The 18,737-nt window shown below is 70.0% G+C and carries 22 protein-coding genes and 1 pseudogene; 12 read left to right on the plus strand and 11 right to left on the minus strand.

Annotated elements, in window-relative coordinates; translation table 11 throughout:
• Nucleotides 1–14: 14 nt before the first annotated feature.
• Genes J5V96_RS01805 through xseA form a run of 5 tightly spaced genes read right to left on the minus strand, consistent with a single transcriptional unit; the run spans nucleotide 15 to nucleotide 4,340 of the window.
• Nucleotides 15–1,409: a class II fumarate hydratase gene (locus J5V96_RS01805; protein WP_208499938.1), complete on the minus strand. Its 1,395-nt coding sequence runs from the start codon at nucleotides 1,407–1,409 to the stop codon at nucleotides 15–17.
• A gap of 46 nt (nucleotides 1,410–1,455) precedes the next feature.
• Nucleotides 1,456–2,103, minus strand: coding sequence for a carbonic anhydrase (locus J5V96_RS01810; protein WP_208499939.1), 648 nt, complete (start codon nucleotides 2,101–2,103; stop codon nucleotides 1,456–1,458).
• On the minus strand, nucleotides 2,100–2,768 hold the full coding sequence (locus tag J5V96_RS01815) for a DUF4245 family protein (RefSeq protein ID WP_208499940.1): 669 nt from the start codon (nucleotides 2,766–2,768) through the stop codon (nucleotides 2,100–2,102). The genes J5V96_RS01810 and J5V96_RS01815 overlap by 4 nt, the downstream gene beginning before the upstream one ends.
• Nucleotides 2,768–3,013 carry an exodeoxyribonuclease VII small subunit gene (locus J5V96_RS01820; RefSeq protein ID WP_307793211.1) on the minus strand — a complete coding sequence of 82 codons (246 nt, stop codon included), beginning with the start codon at nucleotides 3,011–3,013 and terminating at the stop codon, nucleotides 2,768–2,770. Before J5V96_RS01820 ends, J5V96_RS01815 begins: the two co-directional genes overlap by 1 nt.
• 10 nt (nucleotides 3,014–3,023) lie before the next feature.
• Nucleotides 3,024–4,340: an exodeoxyribonuclease VII large subunit gene (gene xseA / locus J5V96_RS01825; RefSeq protein WP_208499942.1), complete on the minus strand. Its 1,317-nt coding sequence runs from the start codon at nucleotides 4,338–4,340 to the stop codon at nucleotides 3,024–3,026.
• Nucleotides 4,341–4,412: 72 nt separating this feature from the next.
• Here xseA and J5V96_RS01830 point away from each other — a divergent pair, with 72 nt between their 5' ends.
• The 3 genes from J5V96_RS01830 to J5V96_RS01840 all read left to right on the plus strand — a co-directional run bounded on the left by J5V96_RS01830 (nucleotide 4,413) and on the right by J5V96_RS01840 (nucleotide 7,066).
• On the plus strand, nucleotides 4,413–5,489 hold the full coding sequence (locus tag J5V96_RS01830; RefSeq protein ID WP_208499943.1) for a 4-hydroxy-3-methylbut-2-enyl diphosphate reductase: 1,077 nt from the start codon (nucleotides 4,413–4,415) through the stop codon (nucleotides 5,487–5,489).
• A complete protein-coding gene (locus J5V96_RS01835) occupies nucleotides 5,486–6,022 on the plus strand; it encodes a DUF6264 family protein (protein ID WP_208499944.1) in 537 nt (178 codons plus the stop codon). Before J5V96_RS01830 ends, J5V96_RS01835 begins: the two co-directional genes overlap by 4 nt.
• Nucleotides 6,023–6,109: 87 nt before the next feature.
• Entirely contained in the window at nucleotides 6,110–7,066 is a 957-nt protein-coding gene (locus J5V96_RS01840; RefSeq protein ID WP_208499945.1) for a D-alanyl-D-alanine carboxypeptidase family protein, read from the plus strand.
• On the opposite strand, the gene J5V96_RS01845 is transcribed toward J5V96_RS01840, so the two are convergent.
• Nucleotides 7,063–7,599, minus strand: a complete 537-nt coding sequence (locus J5V96_RS01845; protein ID WP_208499946.1) for a TetR/AcrR family transcriptional regulator — start codon at nucleotides 7,597–7,599, stop codon at nucleotides 7,063–7,065. The genes J5V96_RS01840 and J5V96_RS01845 overlap by 4 nt on opposite strands.
• A gap of 87 nt (nucleotides 7,600–7,686) precedes the next feature.
• On the opposite strand from J5V96_RS01845, the gene J5V96_RS01850 reads away from it, so the two are divergent.
• From J5V96_RS01850 to J5V96_RS01865, 4 genes are all read left to right on the plus strand, one after another.
• Nucleotides 7,687–8,628: an SDR family NAD(P)-dependent oxidoreductase gene (locus J5V96_RS01850; protein ID WP_208499947.1), complete on the plus strand. Its 942-nt coding sequence runs from the start codon at nucleotides 7,687–7,689 to the stop codon at nucleotides 8,626–8,628.
• An 85-nt stretch (nucleotides 8,629–8,713) separates the two neighbouring features.
• The gene (locus tag J5V96_RS01855; RefSeq protein WP_307793214.1) at nucleotides 8,714–9,610 is read left to right on the plus strand and encodes an RNA polymerase sigma-70 factor; all 897 of its coding nucleotides are present in this window, start codon (nucleotides 8,714–8,716) and stop codon (nucleotides 9,608–9,610) included.
• Complete coding sequence (locus J5V96_RS01860) at nucleotides 9,607–9,834, plus strand: hypothetical protein (RefSeq protein ID WP_208499949.1); 228 nt, start codon at nucleotides 9,607–9,609, stop codon at nucleotides 9,832–9,834. The genes J5V96_RS01855 and J5V96_RS01860 overlap by 4 nt, the downstream gene beginning before the upstream one ends.
• An 83-nt stretch (nucleotides 9,835–9,917) precedes the next feature.
• The gene (locus tag J5V96_RS01865) at nucleotides 9,918–10,676 is read left to right on the plus strand and encodes an SDR family oxidoreductase (protein WP_208499950.1); all 759 of its coding nucleotides are present in this window, start codon (nucleotides 9,918–9,920) and stop codon (nucleotides 10,674–10,676) included.
• 97 nt (nucleotides 10,677–10,773) lie between these two features.
• Here J5V96_RS01865 and fbaA read toward each other — a convergent pair.
• Nucleotides 10,774–11,805: pseudogene (gene fbaA, locus J5V96_RS01870) on the minus strand (class II fructose-bisphosphate aldolase); the annotation flags it as partial.
• A gap of 166 nt (nucleotides 11,806–11,971) precedes the next feature.
• Here fbaA and glpX point away from each other — a divergent pair.
• On the plus strand, nucleotides 11,972–12,949 hold the full coding sequence (glpX, locus tag J5V96_RS01875; RefSeq protein ID WP_208499952.1) for a class II fructose-bisphosphatase: 978 nt from the start codon (nucleotides 11,972–11,974) through the stop codon (nucleotides 12,947–12,949).
• Between the two features lie 128 nt (nucleotides 12,950–13,077).
• Entirely contained in the window at nucleotides 13,078–13,284 is a 207-nt protein-coding gene (locus J5V96_RS01880; RefSeq protein WP_208499953.1) for a UDP-N-acetylmuramyl pentapeptide phosphotransferase, read from the plus strand.
• Here the strand turns inward: J5V96_RS01880 and J5V96_RS01885 are convergent, their stop codons facing one another.
• Both J5V96_RS01885 and J5V96_RS01890 read right to left on the minus strand, forming a co-directional pair.
• The gene (locus J5V96_RS01885; protein WP_208499954.1) at nucleotides 13,285–14,574 is read right to left on the minus strand and encodes a DNA recombination protein RmuC; all 1,290 of its coding nucleotides are present in this window, start codon (nucleotides 14,572–14,574) and stop codon (nucleotides 13,285–13,287) included.
• A gap of 35 nt (nucleotides 14,575–14,609) precedes the next feature.
• A complete protein-coding gene (locus J5V96_RS01890; RefSeq protein WP_208499955.1) occupies nucleotides 14,610–15,194 on the minus strand; it encodes a 3'-5' exonuclease in 585 nt (194 codons plus the stop codon).
• A 72-nt stretch (nucleotides 15,195–15,266) separates the two neighbouring features.
• On the opposite strand from J5V96_RS01890, the gene ychF reads away from it, so the two are divergent.
• The 3 genes from ychF (at nucleotide 15,267) to J5V96_RS01905 (ending at nucleotide 17,614) form a co-directional block, all read left to right on the plus strand.
• Nucleotides 15,267–16,340: a redox-regulated ATPase YchF gene (ychF, locus tag J5V96_RS01895; RefSeq protein ID WP_208499956.1), complete on the plus strand. Its 1,074-nt coding sequence runs from the start codon at nucleotides 15,267–15,269 to the stop codon at nucleotides 16,338–16,340.
• Nucleotides 16,341–16,416: 76 nt separating this feature from the next.
• Entirely contained in the window at nucleotides 16,417–16,875 is a 459-nt protein-coding gene (locus tag J5V96_RS01900; protein WP_208499957.1) for an acetyltransferase, read from the plus strand.
• Between the two features lie 64 nt (nucleotides 16,876–16,939).
• Nucleotides 16,940–17,614, plus strand: coding sequence for a hypothetical protein (locus J5V96_RS01905; protein ID WP_208499958.1), 675 nt, complete (start codon nucleotides 16,940–16,942; stop codon nucleotides 17,612–17,614).
• On the opposite strand, the gene J5V96_RS01910 is transcribed toward J5V96_RS01905, so the two are convergent.
• Both J5V96_RS01910 and J5V96_RS01915 read right to left on the minus strand, forming a co-directional pair.
• Nucleotides 17,599–18,126, minus strand: a complete 528-nt coding sequence (locus tag J5V96_RS01910; protein ID WP_208499959.1) for a GNAT family N-acetyltransferase — start codon at nucleotides 18,124–18,126, stop codon at nucleotides 17,599–17,601. The two genes, J5V96_RS01905 and J5V96_RS01910, sit on opposite strands and share 16 nt — an antisense overlap.
• A gap of 73 nt (nucleotides 18,127–18,199) precedes the next feature.
• Nucleotides 18,200–18,583 (minus strand): VOC family protein, encoded by a 384-nt coding sequence (locus J5V96_RS01915; RefSeq protein WP_208499960.1) that lies wholly within the window; start codon nucleotides 18,581–18,583, stop codon nucleotides 18,200–18,202.
• Nucleotides 18,584–18,737 lie beyond the last annotated feature (154 nt).

The following is an 18,737-nucleotide window of genomic DNA, read 5'->3' on the forward strand; positions in this document are numbered from 1 at the left end:
GTTCGCGAGCTGCGTCAGCCGGCGTGCGTCATCGAGAGCAGGTCGAGCTTCTCGTCGAGCTGCGCCTCGGTGAGCTCGCCGCGTTCGACGTAGCCGAGGTCGATCACGGCCTCGCGGACAGTGATGCCCTTCTTGACGGCGTGCTTGGCGATCTTCGCGGCGGCCTCGTAGCCGATCATCTTGTTCAGCGGCGTGACGATCGACGGGCTCATGCCGGCGAAGGCGGCGGCACGCTCGAGGTTGGCCTCGAGGCCGGCGACGGTCTTGTCGGCGAGCACACGGGATGCGTTCGCGAGGAGACGGATCGACTCCAGCAGCGCGGTGCCCATCACCGGGATCGCGACGTTGAGCTCGAACGAGCCCGAGGCTCCGGCCCACGCGACCGTGGCGTCGTTGCCGATCACGCGCGCGGCCACCATCAGCACGGCCTCCGGGACGACCGGGTTCACCTTGCCGGGCATGATCGACGAACCGGGCTGGAGGTCGGGGATGTGCAGCTCGCCGAGACCCGTGTTGGGGCCGGAGCCCATCCAGCGGAGGTCGTTGTTGATCTTCGTCAGCGACACGGCGATGGTGCGCAGCGCGCCCGAGGCCTCGACGAGGCCGTCGCGGTTGGCCTGGGCCTCGAAGTGGTCGAGCGCCTCGGTGATCGGCAGGCCGGTCTCAGCCGCGAGCAGCGCGATGACCTTCTGCGGGAACCCGAGCGGCGTGTTGATGCCCGTGCCCACGGCGGTGCCGCCGAGGGGGACCTCCGCGACGCGGGGGAGCGCCGCCTGCACCCGCTCGATGCCGAGGCGCATTTGACGCGCGTACCCGCCGAACTCCTGTCCGAGCGTGACCGGGGTCGCGTCCATCAGGTGCGTGCGGCCCGACTTGACGGCGTCCTTCCACAGCACCGCCTTCTCCTCGAAGGCCTGCGCGAGGTGGTCGAGGGCGGGCACGAGGTCCTCGATGAGCGCCTGCGTCACGGCCACGTGCACCGAGGTGGGGAACACATCGTTCGACGACTGCGACGCGTTGACGTGGTCGTTCGGGTGCACATCGGCGCCGAGCTTCTGCGTCGCGAGCGTGGCCAGCACCTCGTTCATGTTCATGTTCGAGGACGTGCCGGATCCGGTCTGGTACGTGTCGACCGGGAAGTGCGCGTCGTGCTGACCGGTGATCACGTCGTCGGCCGCGGCCGCGATCGCGTCGGCGATCGCGCCATCGAGGGTGCCGAGCTCCTTGTTGGCGAGAGCGGCGGCCTTCTTGATGCGCGCGAGCGCGGCGATCTGGGTCGACTCGAGGCCCTTGCCCGAGATCGGGAAGTTCTCGACGGCGCGCTGGGTCTGGGCGCGGTAGAGCGCGGATGCGGGAACCCGCACCTCGCCCATGGTGTCGTGCTCGATGCGGTACTCGATCTCGGTCACTTCTTCGTTCCTCCGGTAGGGATCGATCGGCGGGAGCGCTGCCGGGTCAGGCGGCGTCGTTCTGGGTGCCCAGCAGCACGTCGGGGACGACGGTGCCCTCGGCGAGGCGGTAGTTGGCGCCGACGATGCCCAGGCGGCCCTCGGCGACGGCGGTGCTGATGATCTCCGAGCGCTGCAGCAGCTCGGCGACGGTGTCGCGCACGTGCTCGCGGCCCACCGCCGTGGCGTCGATGGTCTCGGCGGTCATGCCGTCGTTGGCGCGGAGGACGCGGCGCACCGCGGGCACGATGGGGGCGATCAGGCGCCAGATCGTCGGCGGAAGCACGGGCGCGTCGGCCGACGTCGACTGGATCGCCGCACCGACGGCGCCGCAGGAGTCGTGACCGAGCACCACGATGAGGGGCACCTTCAGCACCTCGACGGCGTACTCCAGCGAGCCGACGATCGAGTCACCCGCGACCTGGCCGGCATTGCGCACGACGAACAGGTCGCCCAGGCCGAGGTCGAAGATGATCTCGGCGGCGAGGCGCGAGTCGGCACAGCCGAACAGCGCCGCGATGGGCGCCTGGCCCTCGGCGATCGAGTTGCGTCGTTCGACGTCCTGGTGGGGGTGCTCGGGGGTGCCGGCGACGAAGCGGGTGTTGCCCGCGACCATGCTGGCCCAGACCTCATCGGGAGTGGGGGACTGCGTCATCTGCTCTCCTCAGCAAGCGCGCGCACCTGCGGCGCGATCATCTCCGCGACCTCGGCGGTGGTCTCCGGGGTCGACGAACCGTACAGAAGAATGTGGTCGGATCCGGCCTGCGTGCCGAGCGCATACGTCACGCCGGCAGTCGCTCCCTCATCGGTCGGGCGCACCTCGTACACCGCCCAGTCGACACCGCCGATCTCGAGCTCATCGGTCGGGGCCGAGCCTCCCAGTCGCTGGGCGGCCCAGACCTCATCGGCATCGAAGCCCTGCACGAAGCGGAGGAAGCTGTCGTCGCCGGGCACGTACAGCACCTCCCAGGACGAGTCGGAGACGACCTTCGCCTCGTTGACGAACCAGCCGTTGCCGTCCCGGCCCTCGGGCTCGGGCACATCCGGCACGATCACCGTGCGGTCGAAGGCGGATGAGGCGGCGGCAGCCTCTTCGGCGACGTCGATCTGACGCGCCTGGGTGAGGTCGCCGCGCGGCACGATGAGGAACATGACCGCGAGGATGACGACTGTCGCGCCGAGCGCGACCAGCAGGTTGCGGAAGTTCTGGCTCTCTCGATAGGCCTTGGTGTTGGCCGCCTTGCGAGCGGCGGTCTCCTGCGGAGTCTCCGGCCGCCCGAGCTCGGCGACGACGCGGGGCTCGCCCTTGGCGCGCGCCATCACTGGTCGTCTCCTGCCGACGACTGAGCGGCTTCGAGGCGCCGCTTCGCGCCGCGTAGCCATTCGTCGCAGCGGGCCGCGAGGGCCTCGCCGCGCTCCCAGAGCGACAGCGACTGCTCGAGGGTCGGCGCGCCCTGCTCCAGTTCGGCCACCACGCGCACGAGCTGGTCGCGGGCCTCCTCGAACGAGAGGGACGCGACATCCGACGGCGTGCTTGCGGACGGATGGGCGGGCTGGGAGGTCACGGGTTCCATCCTACTTTCCGGGCTCCGACGTTCCGTCCGGGGCCTCCGGTGCGCGTGCGTCGGCGGTCTCGCCGGCAGACGTGGCGGCGACCGAGCCGTGCTCGAGGGTCACGACGAGCGCGGTGCCGGCAGGCGCCTGGGATGCCCGGCGCACGATGTCGCCGCCCTCGGTATGGGCGATCGCATATCCCCGGGCCAGGGTCGCCTGGGGTGAGAGCGCGCGCAGCGACGCCCGCAGCTCCGCGGTGCGCAGCTGGCCCTGCTCGATGCGGCGCTCGCTGATGGCCCGGCCCCGGGACACGAGCTGCCAGACGTCCTGCGTGCGGGTCTCGACCATCCGCTCGGGGGTGCGCAGCACGGGGCGCGATCGCAGCTGCTCGAGCTGTGCGGTGTCGTGCGAGAGCCGCTGGGTCAGGCGCAGCGTCATGCGAGAGCGCAGTTGCGCGACGATGGCCCGCTGCTCGCCGACATCCGGCACCACGCGCTTTGCGGCGTCGGTCGGGGTCGAGGCGCGGAGATCTGCGACATCGTCGAGCAGCGGATGGTCGTTCTCGTGGCCGATCGCGCTCACGATCGGCGTCTGGGCCGCCGCGACCGCGCGCACAAGGCGCTCGTCGCTGAACCCCAGGAGCGTCTGCGGGTCGCCGCCGCCACGCGCGATCACGATCACGTCGACCTCGGGATCCGCGTCGAGGCGAGAGAGGGCGGCGAGGATCTCCGGCACACTGCGATCGCCCTGCACCGTCACGTGCTCGGTGCGGAACCGCACCTGCGGCCAGCGCAGCTCCGCGTTGCGGTGCACGTCCTTCTCGGCGTCGCTTCGGGCGCCGGTGATGAGGCCGATGCAGTGCGGGAGGAAGGGGAGGGGCTTCTTCCGGGCCGGATCGAACAGTCCCTCCGACCGCAGCTGGGCGCGCAGGCGCTCGAGCTTCTCCAGCTGCTCTCCGAGGCCCATGTGCTTCATCGCCGAGACCTGGAAGCTGAAGTCGCCGCCCTTGACGTAGTAGTCGGCCTTCACGCAGGCGACCACGTGATCGCCGATCTTGAGGTCGGCGGGGATGCGACCGCGTGTGCTCGACCAGATCACGATCGAGATCTGGGCGGAGCCCTGCAGGTCCTTGAGCCGCGCGTAGATGGCGCCCGCTCGCACGTTCCAGGAGGTGATCTCGCCCTCGACCCAGATCGAGCCCCATCGCTCGATGAAGCCCTTGATGGTCTGGTTGAGACGGGCGATCGAGGTGGGCGCCGCGGCCGTTGAGTCACGCGGGGCGACGCTGTCGGCCGGCGGTGCCTCGCCGGGCACGGCGGCGGGCTGGAACGTCGTCATGTCGTCCGGTCCTCTCGATCGGCGGGAAGCGCGCACGGGGCCCGCTCAGACCCCCGCCGGTAGAATCGAGATGTGAGCGCCACCCCCATCTCGCTGCCCGTGCCCCAGGTTCCGGCACGCCGTGCACACGTACGCACGGAGCCGCTTCAGGATATCCCGGTCCCCGGGCGCAAGCGGGTGCTGCTGGCGGCCCCCCGCGGGTACTGCGCGGGCGTCGACCGCGCAGTCGTCGCCGTCGAGAAGGCCCTCGAGCGCTACGGCGCTCCGGTGTACGTGCGCAAGCAGATCGTGCACAACATCCACGTGGTCACCGAGCTCGAGGCTCAGGGGGCGATCTTCGTCGAGGAGGTCGATGAGGTTCCCGAGGGCGCGCACGTCGTCTTCAGCGCGCACGGCGTCTCCCCGGCTGTCGTCAACGCCGCCGCCGACCGCGGACTCCAGGCCATCGACGCCACGTGCCCGCTCGTGACCAAGGTCCATCGCGAGGCGGTGCGCTTCGCGCGCGACGACCGCCACATCCTGCTCATCGGCCACGCCGGTCACGAGGAGGTCGAGGGCACCGCGGGTGAGGCCCCCGAGCACACCACGATCGTGAACTCGCCCGAGGAGGCCGACACGATCGAGGTGGCCGATCCGAGCCGCGTCGTGTGGCTCTCGCAGACCACGCTCTCCGTCGACGAGACGATGGAGACCGTGCGGCGTCTGCGCATCCGCTTCCCCGAGCTGCAGGATCCGCCGTCCGACGACATCTGCTACGCCACGCAGAACCGCCAGGTCGCGATCAAGAAGGTCGCCAAGAGCGCCGATCTCGTCATCGTGGTCGGCTCCGCGAACTCGTCCAACAGCGTGCGCCTGGTCGAGGTCGCCCTCGAGTACGGCGCCAAGGCCGCCTACCGGGTCGACTACGCCGACGAGGTCAAGCAGGAGTGGCTCGACGGCGTCGAGACGGTGGGCGTCACCTCCGGAGCCTCGGTGCCCGAGGTTCTCGTGCAGGAGGTGCTCGAGCAGCTCGCGGGTGCCGGCTACCGCGACGTCGAGGAAGTGCGCACGGCGGAGGAGGACCTGATGTTCTCGTTGCCCAAGGAGCTGCGCCAGGACATCAACGGTCAGAAGACCGAGCGCGCGCTCGGTGGCCGCATCCGCGCATGAGCATTCCCGGAGAGCCGGCAGGCGAGCGTCCGCGCCCGCAGTTCGGCGAGTACGCCAGCCCGGAGGAGCAGGCGGCCCGCATCCGTCACCCTCTGCCCGCGGCGGCCACGCCCTGGCCCGAGTCGGATGCACCCGATCCGGTCGAGGTGCGCCAGCGGATGACGAACGGTCGTCTGATCGATCGCGCGGTGGCGGTGGCGCTGCTCGCGTACGGCCTGCTGAGCGTCGGGCAGGCGATCCCGCTCACCCTCGATCCGCGCCCGCTCCTCGAGGTGATGGGGCTCGACTCCGACACCATCACCCTGACCTCCGCGGGCGGCTGGGGAGTGGCGGCGATGGTCGCGCTGATCGGCGGATGGCTGCTCACGGCCTGGCTGACGTGGCGCGCGCACCGTCGCGGGTTCCGCTCGGTGCTGTGGATCCCGCTCGTCGGCGGCTTCGTCGCCAACCTCGTCTCGGGCCTCCTGATCACCGGCGCGCTGCTGTCGGATCCGGCGATCCTCGACGCGGTGCTCAGCCGGTCCGGCTCCTGACCGGGACATCCTCGGCGTGAGCGGGTTCGGCGCGACGCGGTGCGCCTTCGTCGCACCTCGCGGATCAGCGGCCAGACTGCCACTGTCATGAGCCCCCTGAGCAAGGTCCGCCGTCTTCGCCTGGCGCGCTTCGGCGCATTCGTTGTGCTCGCTGCGGGGCTCGGCGCCGGCATCGCGGTGTTCGCGAACTCCGCCGTCGGTCCGCGTGAGGCGCCGGCCGCCGTGGCGGAGGAGAACGCCTCGGATCCCTCCAGGTCGATCGATGTGAGGGCGCTTCCCTGGCCGGGCGAGGGGGCGGCGGCCGTCGCCATCGGAGACTCGGGCGAGATCCTGACCCTCGACGACGAGCGCCACCCCATGGCGAGCGTGACCAAGCTGATCACCGCGCTGATGGTGCTGAACGAGAAGCCGCTCGCCGTGGGTGAAGCGGGCACCGAGTACCACTTCGTCGAGAAGTGGAACAACTCGTACGAGGAGTACCTCGCGCGGGACCAGTCGGCCCTGCCCGTTCCGGTCGGCGGCGTGCTGACGGAGTATCAGCTGCTCCAGGGCATGCTGCTGGGGTCGGCGTGCAACTACGCCGACATCCTGGTGACGGATGTCTGGGGCGACAACACGGCATTCGCCGATGCGGCGACCGAGTACCTGGCCGAGCACGGTCTGGATGCCATCACCGTGACGGAGCCCACCGGGTTCGACCCGTCGAACACGGCCACCCCGTCCGCGCTCATCGAACTCGGCCGGCTGGCGCTCGAGAACCCGGTCATCGCCGAGATCGTGGCGCAGCCGCAGGCCGAGCTGCCCGGCGCCGGCCTCGTCGAGAACACCAACGATCTGCTGGCGGATACGGGCGTCGTCGGCATCAAGACAGGCACGCTCGAGGGCAGCAATCTGCTCTCGGCGAAGGATGTCGCGGTGGACGGGGAGACCGTGCGCGTCTTCGCGGTCGTGCTGTCGCAGCCGGATGACGAAGCGCGGTTCACGGCATCGCGCGCGCTCTACGACGGCGTCGAAGCGCAGCTCGCAGCGCCCGGCAAGGACTAGGCGCGGATCCCGCGCAGCAGCACACCCAGCAGGATGTCGCGGTCTGCTGCCGCGCTCAGCCGTGCGGCATGCTCGACGCCGCACACGAGGTGCTGCAGGCGTTCGGCGTCGATGTCGCGCCGCACGACTCCGGCGGCGTGTGCGCGCTCGAGCACGGCGTGCCAGCGAGCGAGCAGCTCGCGCTTGGCCTCGTGCACCTCGGGCGACTCGTCCTCGGCCGCGAGCAGCACCGTCTGGAGGCCGCCCTCTTCGAGCTGCAGCTCCAGGGCAGCGCGGATGAGGCGCTCGAGTGACGCCGCGGGATCCGGATCCGCCACCGCGGCCCGGGTGAGGTCGAGCATCCGCAGCAGGGTGTCGGTCGCGAGGGCCTCGACGAGCGCGTGCGCGGTGGGGAAGTGCCGGTAGACGGTGCCCACGCCCACCTCGGCGAGGCGGGCGACGTCGTTCAGGCGCAGGCCTGCACGCGGAAGGCTCCGCGCGGCCTCGAGGATGCGGCCCCGGTTGCGCACGACATCGGATCGCGGTTCGGCCATGGACTCATTCTGCCATGAAGCGGATGATCGATCCGTTTTCTGCGATATCGTGAACCGGATAGTTCATCCGCTTCACGAGGAGATGCCATGCCCTGGGACCCGCACAACCTGCCCGACCTCGCCGGTCGCACGTACGCCGTGACGGGGGCGACGGCCGGCATCGGCTACTTCGCCGCCGAACAGCTCGCTTCCGCGGGGGCGAGCGTTGTGCTCGCCTCGCGATCGTCCGCGAAGCTCGAGGCGGCGCGTGCGGCGATCCGCGCACGCACGCGGGACGCGCAGGTCGACGTCGTCGTCGTCGATCTCGCCTCCCTCGCCCGGGTGCGCGAGGCGGCGGAGCGGCTCTCGGCCCTGCCGATGCTCGACGGGATCTTCCTCAACGGCGGCTCGATGACGCTCACCCGCGGCGGCCTCACAACCGACGGCCTGCCCGACCTCGTCGGCACGCACGCCGTCGCGAACTTCGCGCTCGTCGCGGGGGTGCTGGACCGGCTGTCCGAGACCGCCCGAAAGACCGGACGCGACGCGCGCATCGTGCACGCTTCGACCGGCTTTGTGAAGCGGTGGAAGCCGCAGATCGCGGATCTGCGCGATGTGCCTCGCAGCCCGGTGCTGGCGTACACGCAGGCCAAGACGGCGACCGAGGTGTTCGCCTACGAGCTCGACAGGCGGCTGCGCGCCGCGGCGTCGCCCGTGCGCTCGCTGGTTGCGCATCCGGGTGTGGGCGTCGATGCGAAGACCCCCGAGCGGGCCGGAGTGCGCGACCACACAACGCGCTATCAGCGCAATCCGTTCACGCCGTGGGCCCAGGGCAAGGACGCCGCGGCCTGGCCCGGTGTGCGCGCGCTCGTCGACCCCGAGGCCGAGGGCGGCGGCTTCTTCGGGCCACAGAACGGCATCCGGGGCGTGCCCGTGCGCGTGGAGCCTCTCGTGCACACCGTGGCTCCGCCGGAGGGTGTCGCGGAGGCGCTCTGGCGGCAGCTCGAGCGACTCGCGGGCGTCGAGCTGCGGCTGCCTGTGGAGCGTTGACGGAGGCGGGCGCGATCCGCGACACGCCGAGAGATCCGGATGTCACAGATCGCGCCGCCGCCCTGTCAACGCGAGTATGAGCATCGTGAGCGCTGACGAGTCGGTCGAGGACCGCGCCGGGATCGCCGAGGCCGTGCGCGTCTTCGAGGAGTGCCGCAGACGCCTGTTCGGAGTGGCCTACCGGATGCTCGGCAGCGTCGCGGATGCCGAGGACGTGCTGCAGGATGTCTGGATCCGCTGGCAGAGCACTGATCGATCCGGCATCCGCGAGCCGATCGCCTTCCTCACCACCGTCACCACTCGTCTCTCGATCAACGCACTGAACTCGGCGCACACACGCCGCGAGACCTACATCGGCCCGTGGCTGCCCGAGCCCGTGAACACCGAGGACGACCCGCTGCTGGGGGCCGAGCGCGGGGAGGCGCTGCAGTTCGCGATCCTCATCCTGCTCGAGAAGCTCACGCCGACCGAACGCGCGGCCTACGTGCTGCGCGAGGCACTCGATTACGAGTACGAGCGGATCGCAGAGATCCTGCAGACCAGCCAGGCTTCGGCCCGTCAGCTGGTGAGCAGAGCGCGCCGGCATCTGGCCTCCGAGAAGCGCGTGTCCGTTCCCGAGCCGGATCAGCGGAGGCTGCTGGAGGCGTTCCTGGCGGCCGCGCAGCGCGGAGAGGCGTCGGAGCTCGAGGCCCTGTTCGCGGCGGACGTCGGCAGCTGGACCGACGGCAACGGCGTGAAGCTCGCCGCTCGCATCCCCGTGCGCGGCGCCGGACGGGTGGCGAAGTTCGTCGCCGCGTTCTCGTCGCACTTCTGGGCCGGCAAGGAGATCGGCTGGACGCAGATCAACGACCAGCCCGCCGTCACCCTGTCGCAGGAGGGGCGCGTCACGACCATGCTGACCCTCACCGCCTCCGCCGACGGCATCACGCGTCTGCTGTGGGTCATGGCACCGGAGAAGCTCTCCCACGTCGAAGCGGCGTGATGGAGCTGCATGGCGAGCGAGAGCTCGAGGTGTTCCTTCTCGGGTATCGCGCGGCGGATCCGGATGCCGTGGTCGAGCAGGTGAGCGTGAACGGTTCCCCGGGCCTGGCCGTGCGCAGCCGCGGCCGCACCGTCGCGATCCTGCCCGTGGAGGTGTGCGTGGATGGCGTGGAGCGCGCGTGGTGGATCACGGATCCGGCTCGCCTCACCGATTGGGATCGCTGACGCCGTCACAAGGAGCGGCGCTGCCTGGTCACACCTGCAGGGGCCGCAATCGGGCGGCCACCCCGACAGCGAAAGGCAAGGCAATGGCGAAGATCGTGGTCATCGGAGGCACGGGGCTCATCGGCTCGAAGGTCGTCTCGAAGCTGCAGGCGTTCGGGCACGAGGCGGTCGCCGCCTCGCCGAACAGCGGTGTGAATGCCGTGACGGGCGAGGGGCTTGCAGAGGCCCTGGCGGGAGCGGATGTGGTGGTCGACGTGTCGAACTCGCCGTCGTTCGCGCCGCAGGACGTGATGGACTTCTTCGTCGCCGGCACCACGAACCTCCTCGCCGCAGAGAAGGCGGCGGGCGTGAAGCACCACGTCGCACTGACGATCGTCGGCACCCAGCCGGGCGTGAACGCGTACTTCGACGCGAAGGTCGCGCAGGAGAAGCTCATCCGTGATTCCGGTGTGCCGTACTCGCTGGTGCACGCCACGCAGTTCTTCGAGTTCGTCGGAGCGATCGCCGACATCTCGGTCGTCGACGGAGCGGTGCGCCTGCCGGGCGGGCTGGTGCAGCCCATCGCCGCCGAGGACGTCGCGACGGCCGTGGCCGACACCGCGGCCAACCGCCACGCGGTCGGCGACATCGAGATCGCGGGCCCCGAGGCCTTCGGCCTCGACGAGTGGGTGCGTCGCGCGCTGGCGTTCCGTCACGACGCGCGCGAGGTGATCCGCGACGACAGCGCCCTGTACTACGGCGGCCCGATCTCGGAGCGCACACTGGTGCCCTTCGACGGTGACGCGTGGATCTTCGAGACGCGCCTCGACGAGTGGCTGCCGGCCAACCCGCCGCGCGCGTGAGGCGCTGAGCCGATCCGCGGATCCGGATCCGTCGATCCGGACATGGCGAGAGGCCCGGGACCAGCTGGTCCCGGGCCTCTCGGCGATCAGGCTGAGCTCAGCGCTGCGACTTGCCGGCCGAGCCGAGCTGCTTCGTGGCCTCGACGACGCGAGCGGCCATGGCCGTCTCGGCGACCTTGCCCCAGGCGCGCGGGTCGTACTGCTTCTTGTTGCCGACCTCGCCGTCCACCTTCAGCACGCCGTCGTAGTTCGAGAGCATGTAGCCGGCGACCGCACGCGTGAACGCGTACTGCGTGTCGGTGTCGATGTTCATCTTGATGACGCCGTTGGCGACCGCGGTGGCGATCTCCTCGTCCGTCGAGCCCGAGCCGCCGTGGAAGACGAGGTCGAGGGGCTTCGGGCCAGTGCCGAACTGGGCGGCGATGCCCTCCTGGATCTCGCCGAGGAGCTCGGGGCGCAGCTTGACGCCGCCCGGCTTGTAGACGCCGTGCACGTTGCCGAAGGTGAGAGCCGAGATGTAGCGGCCGTTCTCGCCGAGGCCGAGGGCCTCGACGGCCTGGGCCACGTCGGCCACCGTCGTGTAGAGGGCGTCATTGGAGCCCTCGTGCGCGACGCCGTCCTCCTCGCCGCCGACGACGCCGACCTCGATCTCGAGGATCGAGCCGATGTTCTTCGTGCGGGGGAGCAGGCCCTTGGCGATCTCGATGTTCTCGTCGAGCGGCACGGCCGAGCCATCCCACATGTGCGAGTGGAAGATCGGAGCGCCGGTCGCCTGGAACTGCTCCTCGCTGGCCGCCAGGATCGGCAGCAGGAAGCTGTCGAGGGCGTCCTTGGGGCAGTGGTCGGTGTGCACGGCGACGGTGATGTCGTACGACTGGGCGACGCGCTTCACGTAGTCGGCCATCGCGAGGGCGCCGACGGCGCGGTTCTTGATGGTGTGGCCCGCGAAGTAGTCGGCGCCGCCGGTGGTCACCTGGAGGATGCCGTCGGAGCCGGCCTCCTGCAGACCCTGGAGCACCGCGTTGATCGTCTGCGAGCTCGAGACGTTGAACGCGGGGTAGGCGAAGCCGCCGGCCTTCGCTCGGTCGAGCATCTCTGCGTACTGATCCGGGGTGGCGAAGGCCATGTGTGCTCCTTGGAAAGTCGTTCGGGATTACGGCCAGTCTAGGGAAAGACCGGGGTTCATGCCGGAGGCAGAGGTCGGGAAGCGCCATCCTTTGCCGTTTTCGAAAGAACGCGGTTTTCTGCATGCCGCGTGCGCGGAATTCCGCGAGGGATCGCCATACGTTGGCCCCATGACTCCCGATCTGGCCCCCCTCCACCCCGACCGCAACATCGCCCTCGAGTTGGTGCGCGCCACCGAGGCCGCTGCCATCCGGGCCGTCCCGTACATCGGACGCGGGGCGAAGGAGGAAGCCGACGGCGCGGCCGTGGACGGGATGCGCGCGTTCCTGTCGACCGTGGACTTCGACGGTGTGGTGGTGATCGGCGAGGGCGAGAAGGACAACGCCCCGATGCTCTACAACGGCGAGCACGTCGGCACGGGGGAGGGACGTGCGTACGACATCGCCGTGGATCCGATCGACGGCACGTCTCTGACCGCCGCGGGTCGCCAGAATGCCCTCTCGGTCATCGCGATGTCCGATCGCGGCACGATGCTCGATGCGTCCAGCGTGTTCTACATGGACAAGCTCGTCACCGGGCCGGCAGGCGTGGGCGTGGTCGACATCCGCCTTCCCATCGGCGAGAACATCCGCCTGCTGGCGAAGGCGCTCGGCAAGCCGGTCGAGGAGATCGTTGTGTCGGTGCTGAACCGGCCGCGCCACGAGAAGCTCATCCAGGAGATCCGCGAGGCGGGCGCGGGCACGCGTCTGATGAGCGACGGCGATGTCGCCGGCGGCATCAACGCGGCGCGTCACGATGCGCGCACCGACATGTGCGTGGGCGTGGGAGGCAGCCCCGAGGGCATCGTCACGGCGTGCGCGATCAAGGCGCTCGGCGGGCACATCCAGGGGCGGATGTGGCCGCGCGACGACGACGAGCGCCAGAAGGGCATCGACGCGGGCCTCAAGATGGATCACGTCTACGAGGCCGACGACCTGGTCAAGGGGAAGAACACGCTGTTCGTCGCCACGGGCGTGACCGACGGCCAGCTCGTCGCCGGTGTGCGTCGCGAGGGCGACTACGTCTACACCGAGAGCGTTGTGCTGCGCAGCCACTCGGGCACGCTGCGCCGGATCTCGTCTGACCACCTGGTATCGAAGTGGCTGTGATGCACTGCTGAGTGGGCATACATGCCCATGTGAGACCCGCCGTGTGACGGAGCTGTGACCGTCTTCGGAGGTTCGTTCTGAGAAGATGGCACGAGCCGTACATCGGGGAACTCAGGAGGGGCGAAGGCATGGCAGTTCAGCACGCGCCGACTCAGCGCACGGCGGCGAAGGCCGTCACCCAGTCTCAGCCCGTCTACGATCCGGCCCGCCGTCCCGACGTGCTGCTGCGCGTGCGCCGCGCCCCCGGACAGGAGCCCAGCGCCTGGTGGTTCATCGGCGCCTTCGTGGGCTTCTCAGGCGCCGTCACGGCGCTGCTGAGCCTCATCCCCGGCTGATCACGCCTCGCCGATCCGCGACGGATCCAGCTGTGCGGCGATCGACTCGGTGACCGCGCGCTCGGCGACGGGACGGTCGTCGAGCCCGTCGAGCAGTTCGGGCGCCGCGAGTCTGCGCACCGGCGCATGCAGCGGCTGCGGATCCGCCATCGCGGTCAGCTTCGTCTCGTCGATGCCCGGGAACTGGCGGGCGGTCACCAGGACGCGCGACTCGAGGGATCCCGCGAACTTGTTATAGCTGTCGACGGTGCGCTCGATGGCGCGTCGCAGGTCTCCGGCATGCTGAGCGAGGGTGCCCAGGCGCTCGTAGAGCTGGTTGCCCAGCGTGAACAGCGTGCGCGCCTCGTCGGACACCTCCTGCTGCGTCCACGCGTAGGCGACCGTCTTGAGCACGGCGAACAGGTTGACCGGCGAGGCGAGAGCGACGCGCTTCGAGAAGGCGTACTCGAGCAGCGTCGGATCTTCGTCGAGCGCGACCGACAGGATGGACTCGCTCGGCAGGAAGCACACGACGAACTCGGGACTCGACGGGAGCCCGGCCCAGTACGCCTTGCGGGCGAGCGCATCGACGTGGCCGCGCACCGCCTTGACGTGCTGCTTGAGCAGCTCGCGTCGCCGGCGCGCATCGTCGCCGGCCACCGTGTCGGGGATGGCCGCCGCGTCGAGGAACGCGTCGAGGGGCGCCTTGGCGTCGATGGCGATGGACTTGTCGCCCGGCAGACGCACCACCATGTCGGGGCGGCCGCTCACGTCATCACCCGTGAGCACCGCCTGGGTGTCGAAGTCGACGTGGCGCACGAGGCCGGCCGACTCGACCACGCGACGCAGCTGAGTCTCGCCCCAGACGCCGCGCGCCGTGGTCGAGCGCAGCGCGCCGGCGAGCGACTCCGTGGTGGCGCGCAGGGCCTCGTCTGAGGCGTGCGCGCGGCGCAGCTGCTCGGCGATCGTGCCGAACTGGCTGTGCCGCTCGCGCTCCATCTCGTCGACCCGCTGCTGCATGCGATGCAGGCTCTCGCGCACGGGGGAGAGGGCCGTGAGCACGGCGCTCTCTCGCCGTGCCCGCTCATCGGCGGCCGCGCGTTCGGTCTGCGCATGTGCGATCGCGTCGCGCCGCAGATCTTCCTCGCGCTCGAGTGCGAGGCGCAGCGCCGCCGTCTCGGCGTCTCGCGCCGCCAGCGATGCGCGGGCGTCCGCCGCATCGCGCGCCGTGCGGGTCGCGTGCGCGAACCAGCCGATCGCGGCCCCCGCGACGAGGGCGACGATCACGAGCAGCAGGCTGAGTGCGTCCATGACCCCATCATGCGCGGGGCCTCCGACATTGCCCGTCAGGCGGCGAGCACCGCCGGCTGGATGCGGTTGAGCTTCGCGCCGATGAGCCCGGGCAGGTCGTCCATGTGCGCCGCACCGGAGCGCCTCGCCGCGTCGATCAGGATGTGCGCGCAGGCGAGGGCGTCGGCGACCGCGTCGTGGTGCGAGAAGCCCGTGAAGCCCGCCGCCTCCGCGGCGACCGGCAGCCGGTACGACGGAAGCTGGTAGACCTTGCGCGCCACCTGCAGCGTGCAGGCGTAGCGATAGGCCGGCAGGTCGAAGCGGGTGACCTCGCACGCCGCCTTCAACACGCCCATGTCGAAGCTCGCGTTATGGGCGACGAGCACGTCGTCCTCGGCGAAGCCGATCAGATCCTCGATCTGCTCGTCCCACGTCAGCGCATCCACGACGTCCTCGGCGGTGATGCCGTGGATCCGCGTGTTCCACTCCAGGAAGTCGTCGTGGCCGGCGGGGGGCCGGATCAGCCAGCCCGCCGTCGCGACGACCTCGCCACCGCGCACCTTCGTCAGGCCGACCTGGCACGCCGAGGCGCGCGATCCGTTGGCGGTTTCGAAGTCGATCGCGGTGAAGTCCAGAGCCACGCTCCGAGTCTGCGCGACGGCCTGCGGGATCCTGCCAGGCGCGCCGCGAGCGCCCGCGTAGACTGGTCTCCCGTGGCTCTTACCATCGGAATCGTCGGCCTTCCCAACGTCGGCAAGTCGACCCTCTTCAACGCCCTGACCAAGAACTCGGTTCTCGCCGCGAACTACCCGTTCGCGACGATCGAGCCCAACGTGGGCGTGGTGGAGCTGCCGGATCCGCGCCTGAACCGCCTCGCGGAGATCTTCGGATCGCAGCGCATCCTCCCCGCTCCCGTCTCGTTCGTCGACATCGCCGGCATCGTGCGCGGCGCGAGCGAGGGCGAGGGCCTCGGCAACAAGTTCCTCGCGAACATCCGCGAGGCCGACGCGATCGCGCAGGTCGTGCGCGGCTTCGCGGACGGAGACGTTGTGCACGTGGATGGCAAGGTCGATCCGGCCTCCGACATGGAGACGATCAACACCGAGCTGATCCTCGCCGACCTGCAGACCCTCGAGAAGGCGATCCCGCGTCTCGAGAAGGAGGTCAAGGGCAAGAAGGCCGACGCTGGTGTGCTCGCGGCCGCGCAGGAAGCGAAGGCCGTGCTCGACACGGGCAAGACGCTCTTCCAGGCCGCCTTCGACGTGACGCCGATCCGCGAGCTGGGCCTTCTCACCGCCAAGCCCACGCTGTTCGTCTTCAACGTCGACGAGGGCGTGCTCGGCGACGCGGATCGCATGGCCGAGCTCGCGGCGCTGGTCGCCCCGGCCAAGGCCGTGTTCCTCGACGCGAAGGTCGAGTCGGAGCTGATCGACCTCGACCACGACGAGGCGCTCGAGCTGCTGCAGTCGCTCGGCCAGGAGGAGTCGGGCCTCGACCAGCTCGCCCGCGTCGGCTTCGAGACGCTCGGCCTCCAGACCTACCTCACCGCCGGCCCCAAGGAGTCGCGCGCCTGGACGATCCGCAAGGGCGCGACCGCCCCGCAGGCCGCCGGCGTCATCCACTCTGACTTCGAACGCGGCTTCATCAAGGCCGAGGTCGTCGCCTTCGCGGATCTCGACGAGGCCGGCTCCATGGCAGACGCCAAGGCCAAGGGCCGCGTGCGCATCGAGGGCAAGGACTACGTCATGCAGGACGGCGACGTCGTGGAGTTCAGGTTCAACGTCTGAGAACGCGCCCTGCGGGAGAGACTCGATGTCTCGTCGGCGGGGCCGTCCCGCGCCTGACCGCCCAGGGGGAGATCTGATGACGTCTGTGACGATCCGTCCGGTGACCGGCGCCGCGGAGTACCCGCGCCTGGTCGAGATCTGGCGCAGCGCGGTGCTCGCGACGCATGACTTCCTCGCGGAGGAGGATCGCCGGCAGATCGAGTCGATGCTGGCGTCGGACTATCTGCCGCAGGTGCTCCTCACCGCCGCAGAGGCGAATGGGCGGATCGTCGGTTTCGCGGGTACCGCTCGCGGGCGCCTCGAGATGCTGTTCGTTGACGCGGCGCTGCGCGGGAGCGGTGTGGGGCGGATGCTGCTCGAGCACGTCGTCGCGGAGCAGCAGGTGTTGGCGCTCGACGTGAACGAGCAGAACGCGGCCGCAGCTCGCTTCTACGAGCGCAATGGCTTCCGCGTGACGGGGCGGAGCAAGGTGGACGAGGCGGGACGCCCGTACCCGCTGCTTCATCTGTCGCTCGCCGCACGCTGCGCTGGATGACACGCACGGCGCGCTGGGCGGTGCGCTCGTAACCCTCGCATCAGCACGAACGGCGTCCGATAGCGTGCCGCCCATGGATGAGTACCTACGTGCTGCGGGCGCGTCCTGGAGTGCGGGGCCTGCAGCCGGCGAATGGATCGGCCCGCTCCTCGACGAGTTCGGGCCGACCCTGGGCCATGCCGTCCCCGCGGGGTACGAGGCGTACGTCGTGGTCCCGATTCCGTGGGGCGAAGAGGATCCCGAACGGCACGACTACCAGGTTCTGGAGGCTCTGATCGAGCAGGTCGCGCCGTTCACGGGCGCGCAGGTCGTTCACACCGCCCTCTGGGAGGGATGGGGCTGGCTGTACAACCGCGACGAGGATCCCCGCACAGCAGCCGGATCCAGCGTTTTCCTCGTAGGGCCACACGACGATGGGGAGCTCAGGCGGGCGCAGGAGGCAATGGCCCGCCGACGCGTCGCACGGCCCGACGCCTCCCCGCTGACGTTGCCGGGGCGGAACTACTTCCTGTGGTCCGGTCCGCTCTCGTCGGTCGGCGCACTGCGGCACACCGGCGACATCCCGTCGCTGATCTGGCCAGAGGATCGGTCATGGTTCATCGGCGCCCCCATCTACACCAGCGAGATCGCGCTGGGAGCGGACGAGCGGGTTGCACGAGCGGTGCTGGATGCGCCGGCATTGCGCGAACTCGGCGCGCGGCGAGCTGGGCGCGACGAGGTGCTTCAGGGGGACGACTGACGTGATGACGAGCCGCCCGACGCGAGTCGCATGCAGACGAGTCGCGGCCGCTCGTCCCAGGACGCGACCTGCTCGAATCCGCGCGATGCGTAGAGTCTGATCACGTCCTGGCGCCAGTCCCAGACCGTGAGCGTTACGGGGAGGGCGCCGGACTCACTGATCGCCGCGTCGAGCAGGGCCGATCCGATTCCCTGACCGCGCACATCCGGTGACGCCCACAGACGCTTGATCTCGACCGAATCCGCGCCCGGCTTCAGCACAACAACGCCGGCCACGCGGCCATCCAGGTCCGCGACGAGGATACGGCAGCTGGCAAGGGTGCCGATCGGATCCCGGACCTCGGCGCGGTATCCCTCGGGAAGGTCGCCCACGGGCGAGAGCTGCCCGCCGGCGTCGTGGGTCGTCTTCTCCCTCTCGGTCTGCGCGAGATACGCGTGCAGGGCTGCACCGATCGCCGGGACGTCTTCAGGGCAGGCGGCGCGGATGTGAGGTCTGGTCGGCACCGCGGGCATGATTCGAATCTTCCAGTGCGCGGCTTCCGTCGCCTACTCCGCTCGGAACCCGGTGTCGCGCCGTGCAGCCGGGCTACGCCTGGTAGCTCGGAGACCACTCGGGAAGCTGCTGCAGAGCCCAGCTATTGCCATCCGGGTCTGAGAAGTACACGAAGGTTCCCCATGCCTGGTCGTCCAGGTCGCTCGCCTCGACGCCTGCCGCGAGCAGGGACTCGCGAGCCGCGGCGGCATCCTTCACGACGCACTGGAGTCCCTTCACCGAGCCAGGGGCCATCTCGGTGAAGTTGGCGTCGAGCACGATGGAGCAGGCCGAGCCCGGAGGCGTGAGCTGGATGAAGCGCACCTCCTCCGACACGGTGTGATCGTGGTCGGCATTGAAGCCGATACCGACGTAGAAGTCCTTCGCCCGGTCGAGGTCGGTCACCGGCACGGCGATCAGCTCGAGCTTCCAGTCCACGTGTGCACGTCCTTTCGTCGAGGTCGATGCCTCAGCGCACCAGCCCGTGGTCAGATCGTCCTCGCCACCGCGCAGGTGCGCAAGAAGCGCTGTGCCCTGCGCAGTCACCACGCTGGCGCAAGGGGGTTATCTCGGCACGCGTCCGTCGGCATAA

This window comes from Microbacterium stercoris (assembly GCF_017592545.1).
Taxonomy (GTDB): domain Bacteria; phylum Actinomycetota; class Actinomycetes; order Actinomycetales; family Microbacteriaceae; genus Microbacterium; species Microbacterium stercoris.

Bases quoted from the DNA above. Each gene is read 5' to 3' on its own strand.
- J5V96_RS01810 (WP_208499939.1), bottom strand. From the start codon at position 2,103: ATGACGCAGTCCCCCACTCCCGATGAGGTCTGGGCCAGCATGGTCGCG.
- J5V96_RS01815 (WP_208499940.1), bottom strand. From the start codon at position 2,768: ATGGCGCGCGCCAAGGGCGAGCCCCGCGTCGTCGCCGAGCTCGGGCGG.
- xseA (WP_208499942.1), bottom strand. From the start codon at position 4,340: ATGACGACGTTCCAGCCCGCCGCCGTGCCCGGCGAGGCACCGCCGGCC.
- J5V96_RS01835 (WP_208499944.1), top strand. From the start codon at position 5,486: ATGAGCATTCCCGGAGAGCCGGCAGGCGAGCGTCCGCGCCCGCAGTTC.
- J5V96_RS01840 (WP_208499945.1), top strand. From the start codon at position 6,110: ATGAGCCCCCTGAGCAAGGTCCGCCGTCTTCGCCTGGCGCGCTTCGGC.
- J5V96_RS01845 (WP_208499946.1), bottom strand. From the start codon at position 7,599: ATGGCCGAACCGCGATCCGATGTCGTGCGCAACCGGGGCCGCATCCTC.
- J5V96_RS01850 (WP_208499947.1), top strand. From the start codon at position 7,687: ATGCCCTGGGACCCGCACAACCTGCCCGACCTCGCCGGTCGCACGTAC.
- J5V96_RS01865 (WP_208499950.1), top strand. From the start codon at position 9,918: ATGGCGAAGATCGTGGTCATCGGAGGCACGGGGCTCATCGGCTCGAAG.
- glpX (WP_208499952.1), top strand. From the start codon at position 11,972: ATGACTCCCGATCTGGCCCCCCTCCACCCCGACCGCAACATCGCCCTC.
- J5V96_RS01880 (WP_208499953.1), top strand. From the start codon at position 13,078: ATGGCAGTTCAGCACGCGCCGACTCAGCGCACGGCGGCGAAGGCCGTC.
- J5V96_RS01885 (WP_208499954.1), bottom strand. From the start codon at position 14,574: ATGGACGCACTCAGCCTGCTGCTCGTGATCGTCGCCCTCGTCGCGGGG.
- J5V96_RS01900 (WP_208499957.1), top strand. From the start codon at position 16,417: ATGACGTCTGTGACGATCCGTCCGGTGACCGGCGCCGCGGAGTACCCG.
- J5V96_RS01910 (WP_208499959.1), bottom strand. From the start codon at position 18,126: ATGCCCGCGGTGCCGACCAGACCTCACATCCGCGCCGCCTGCCCTGAA.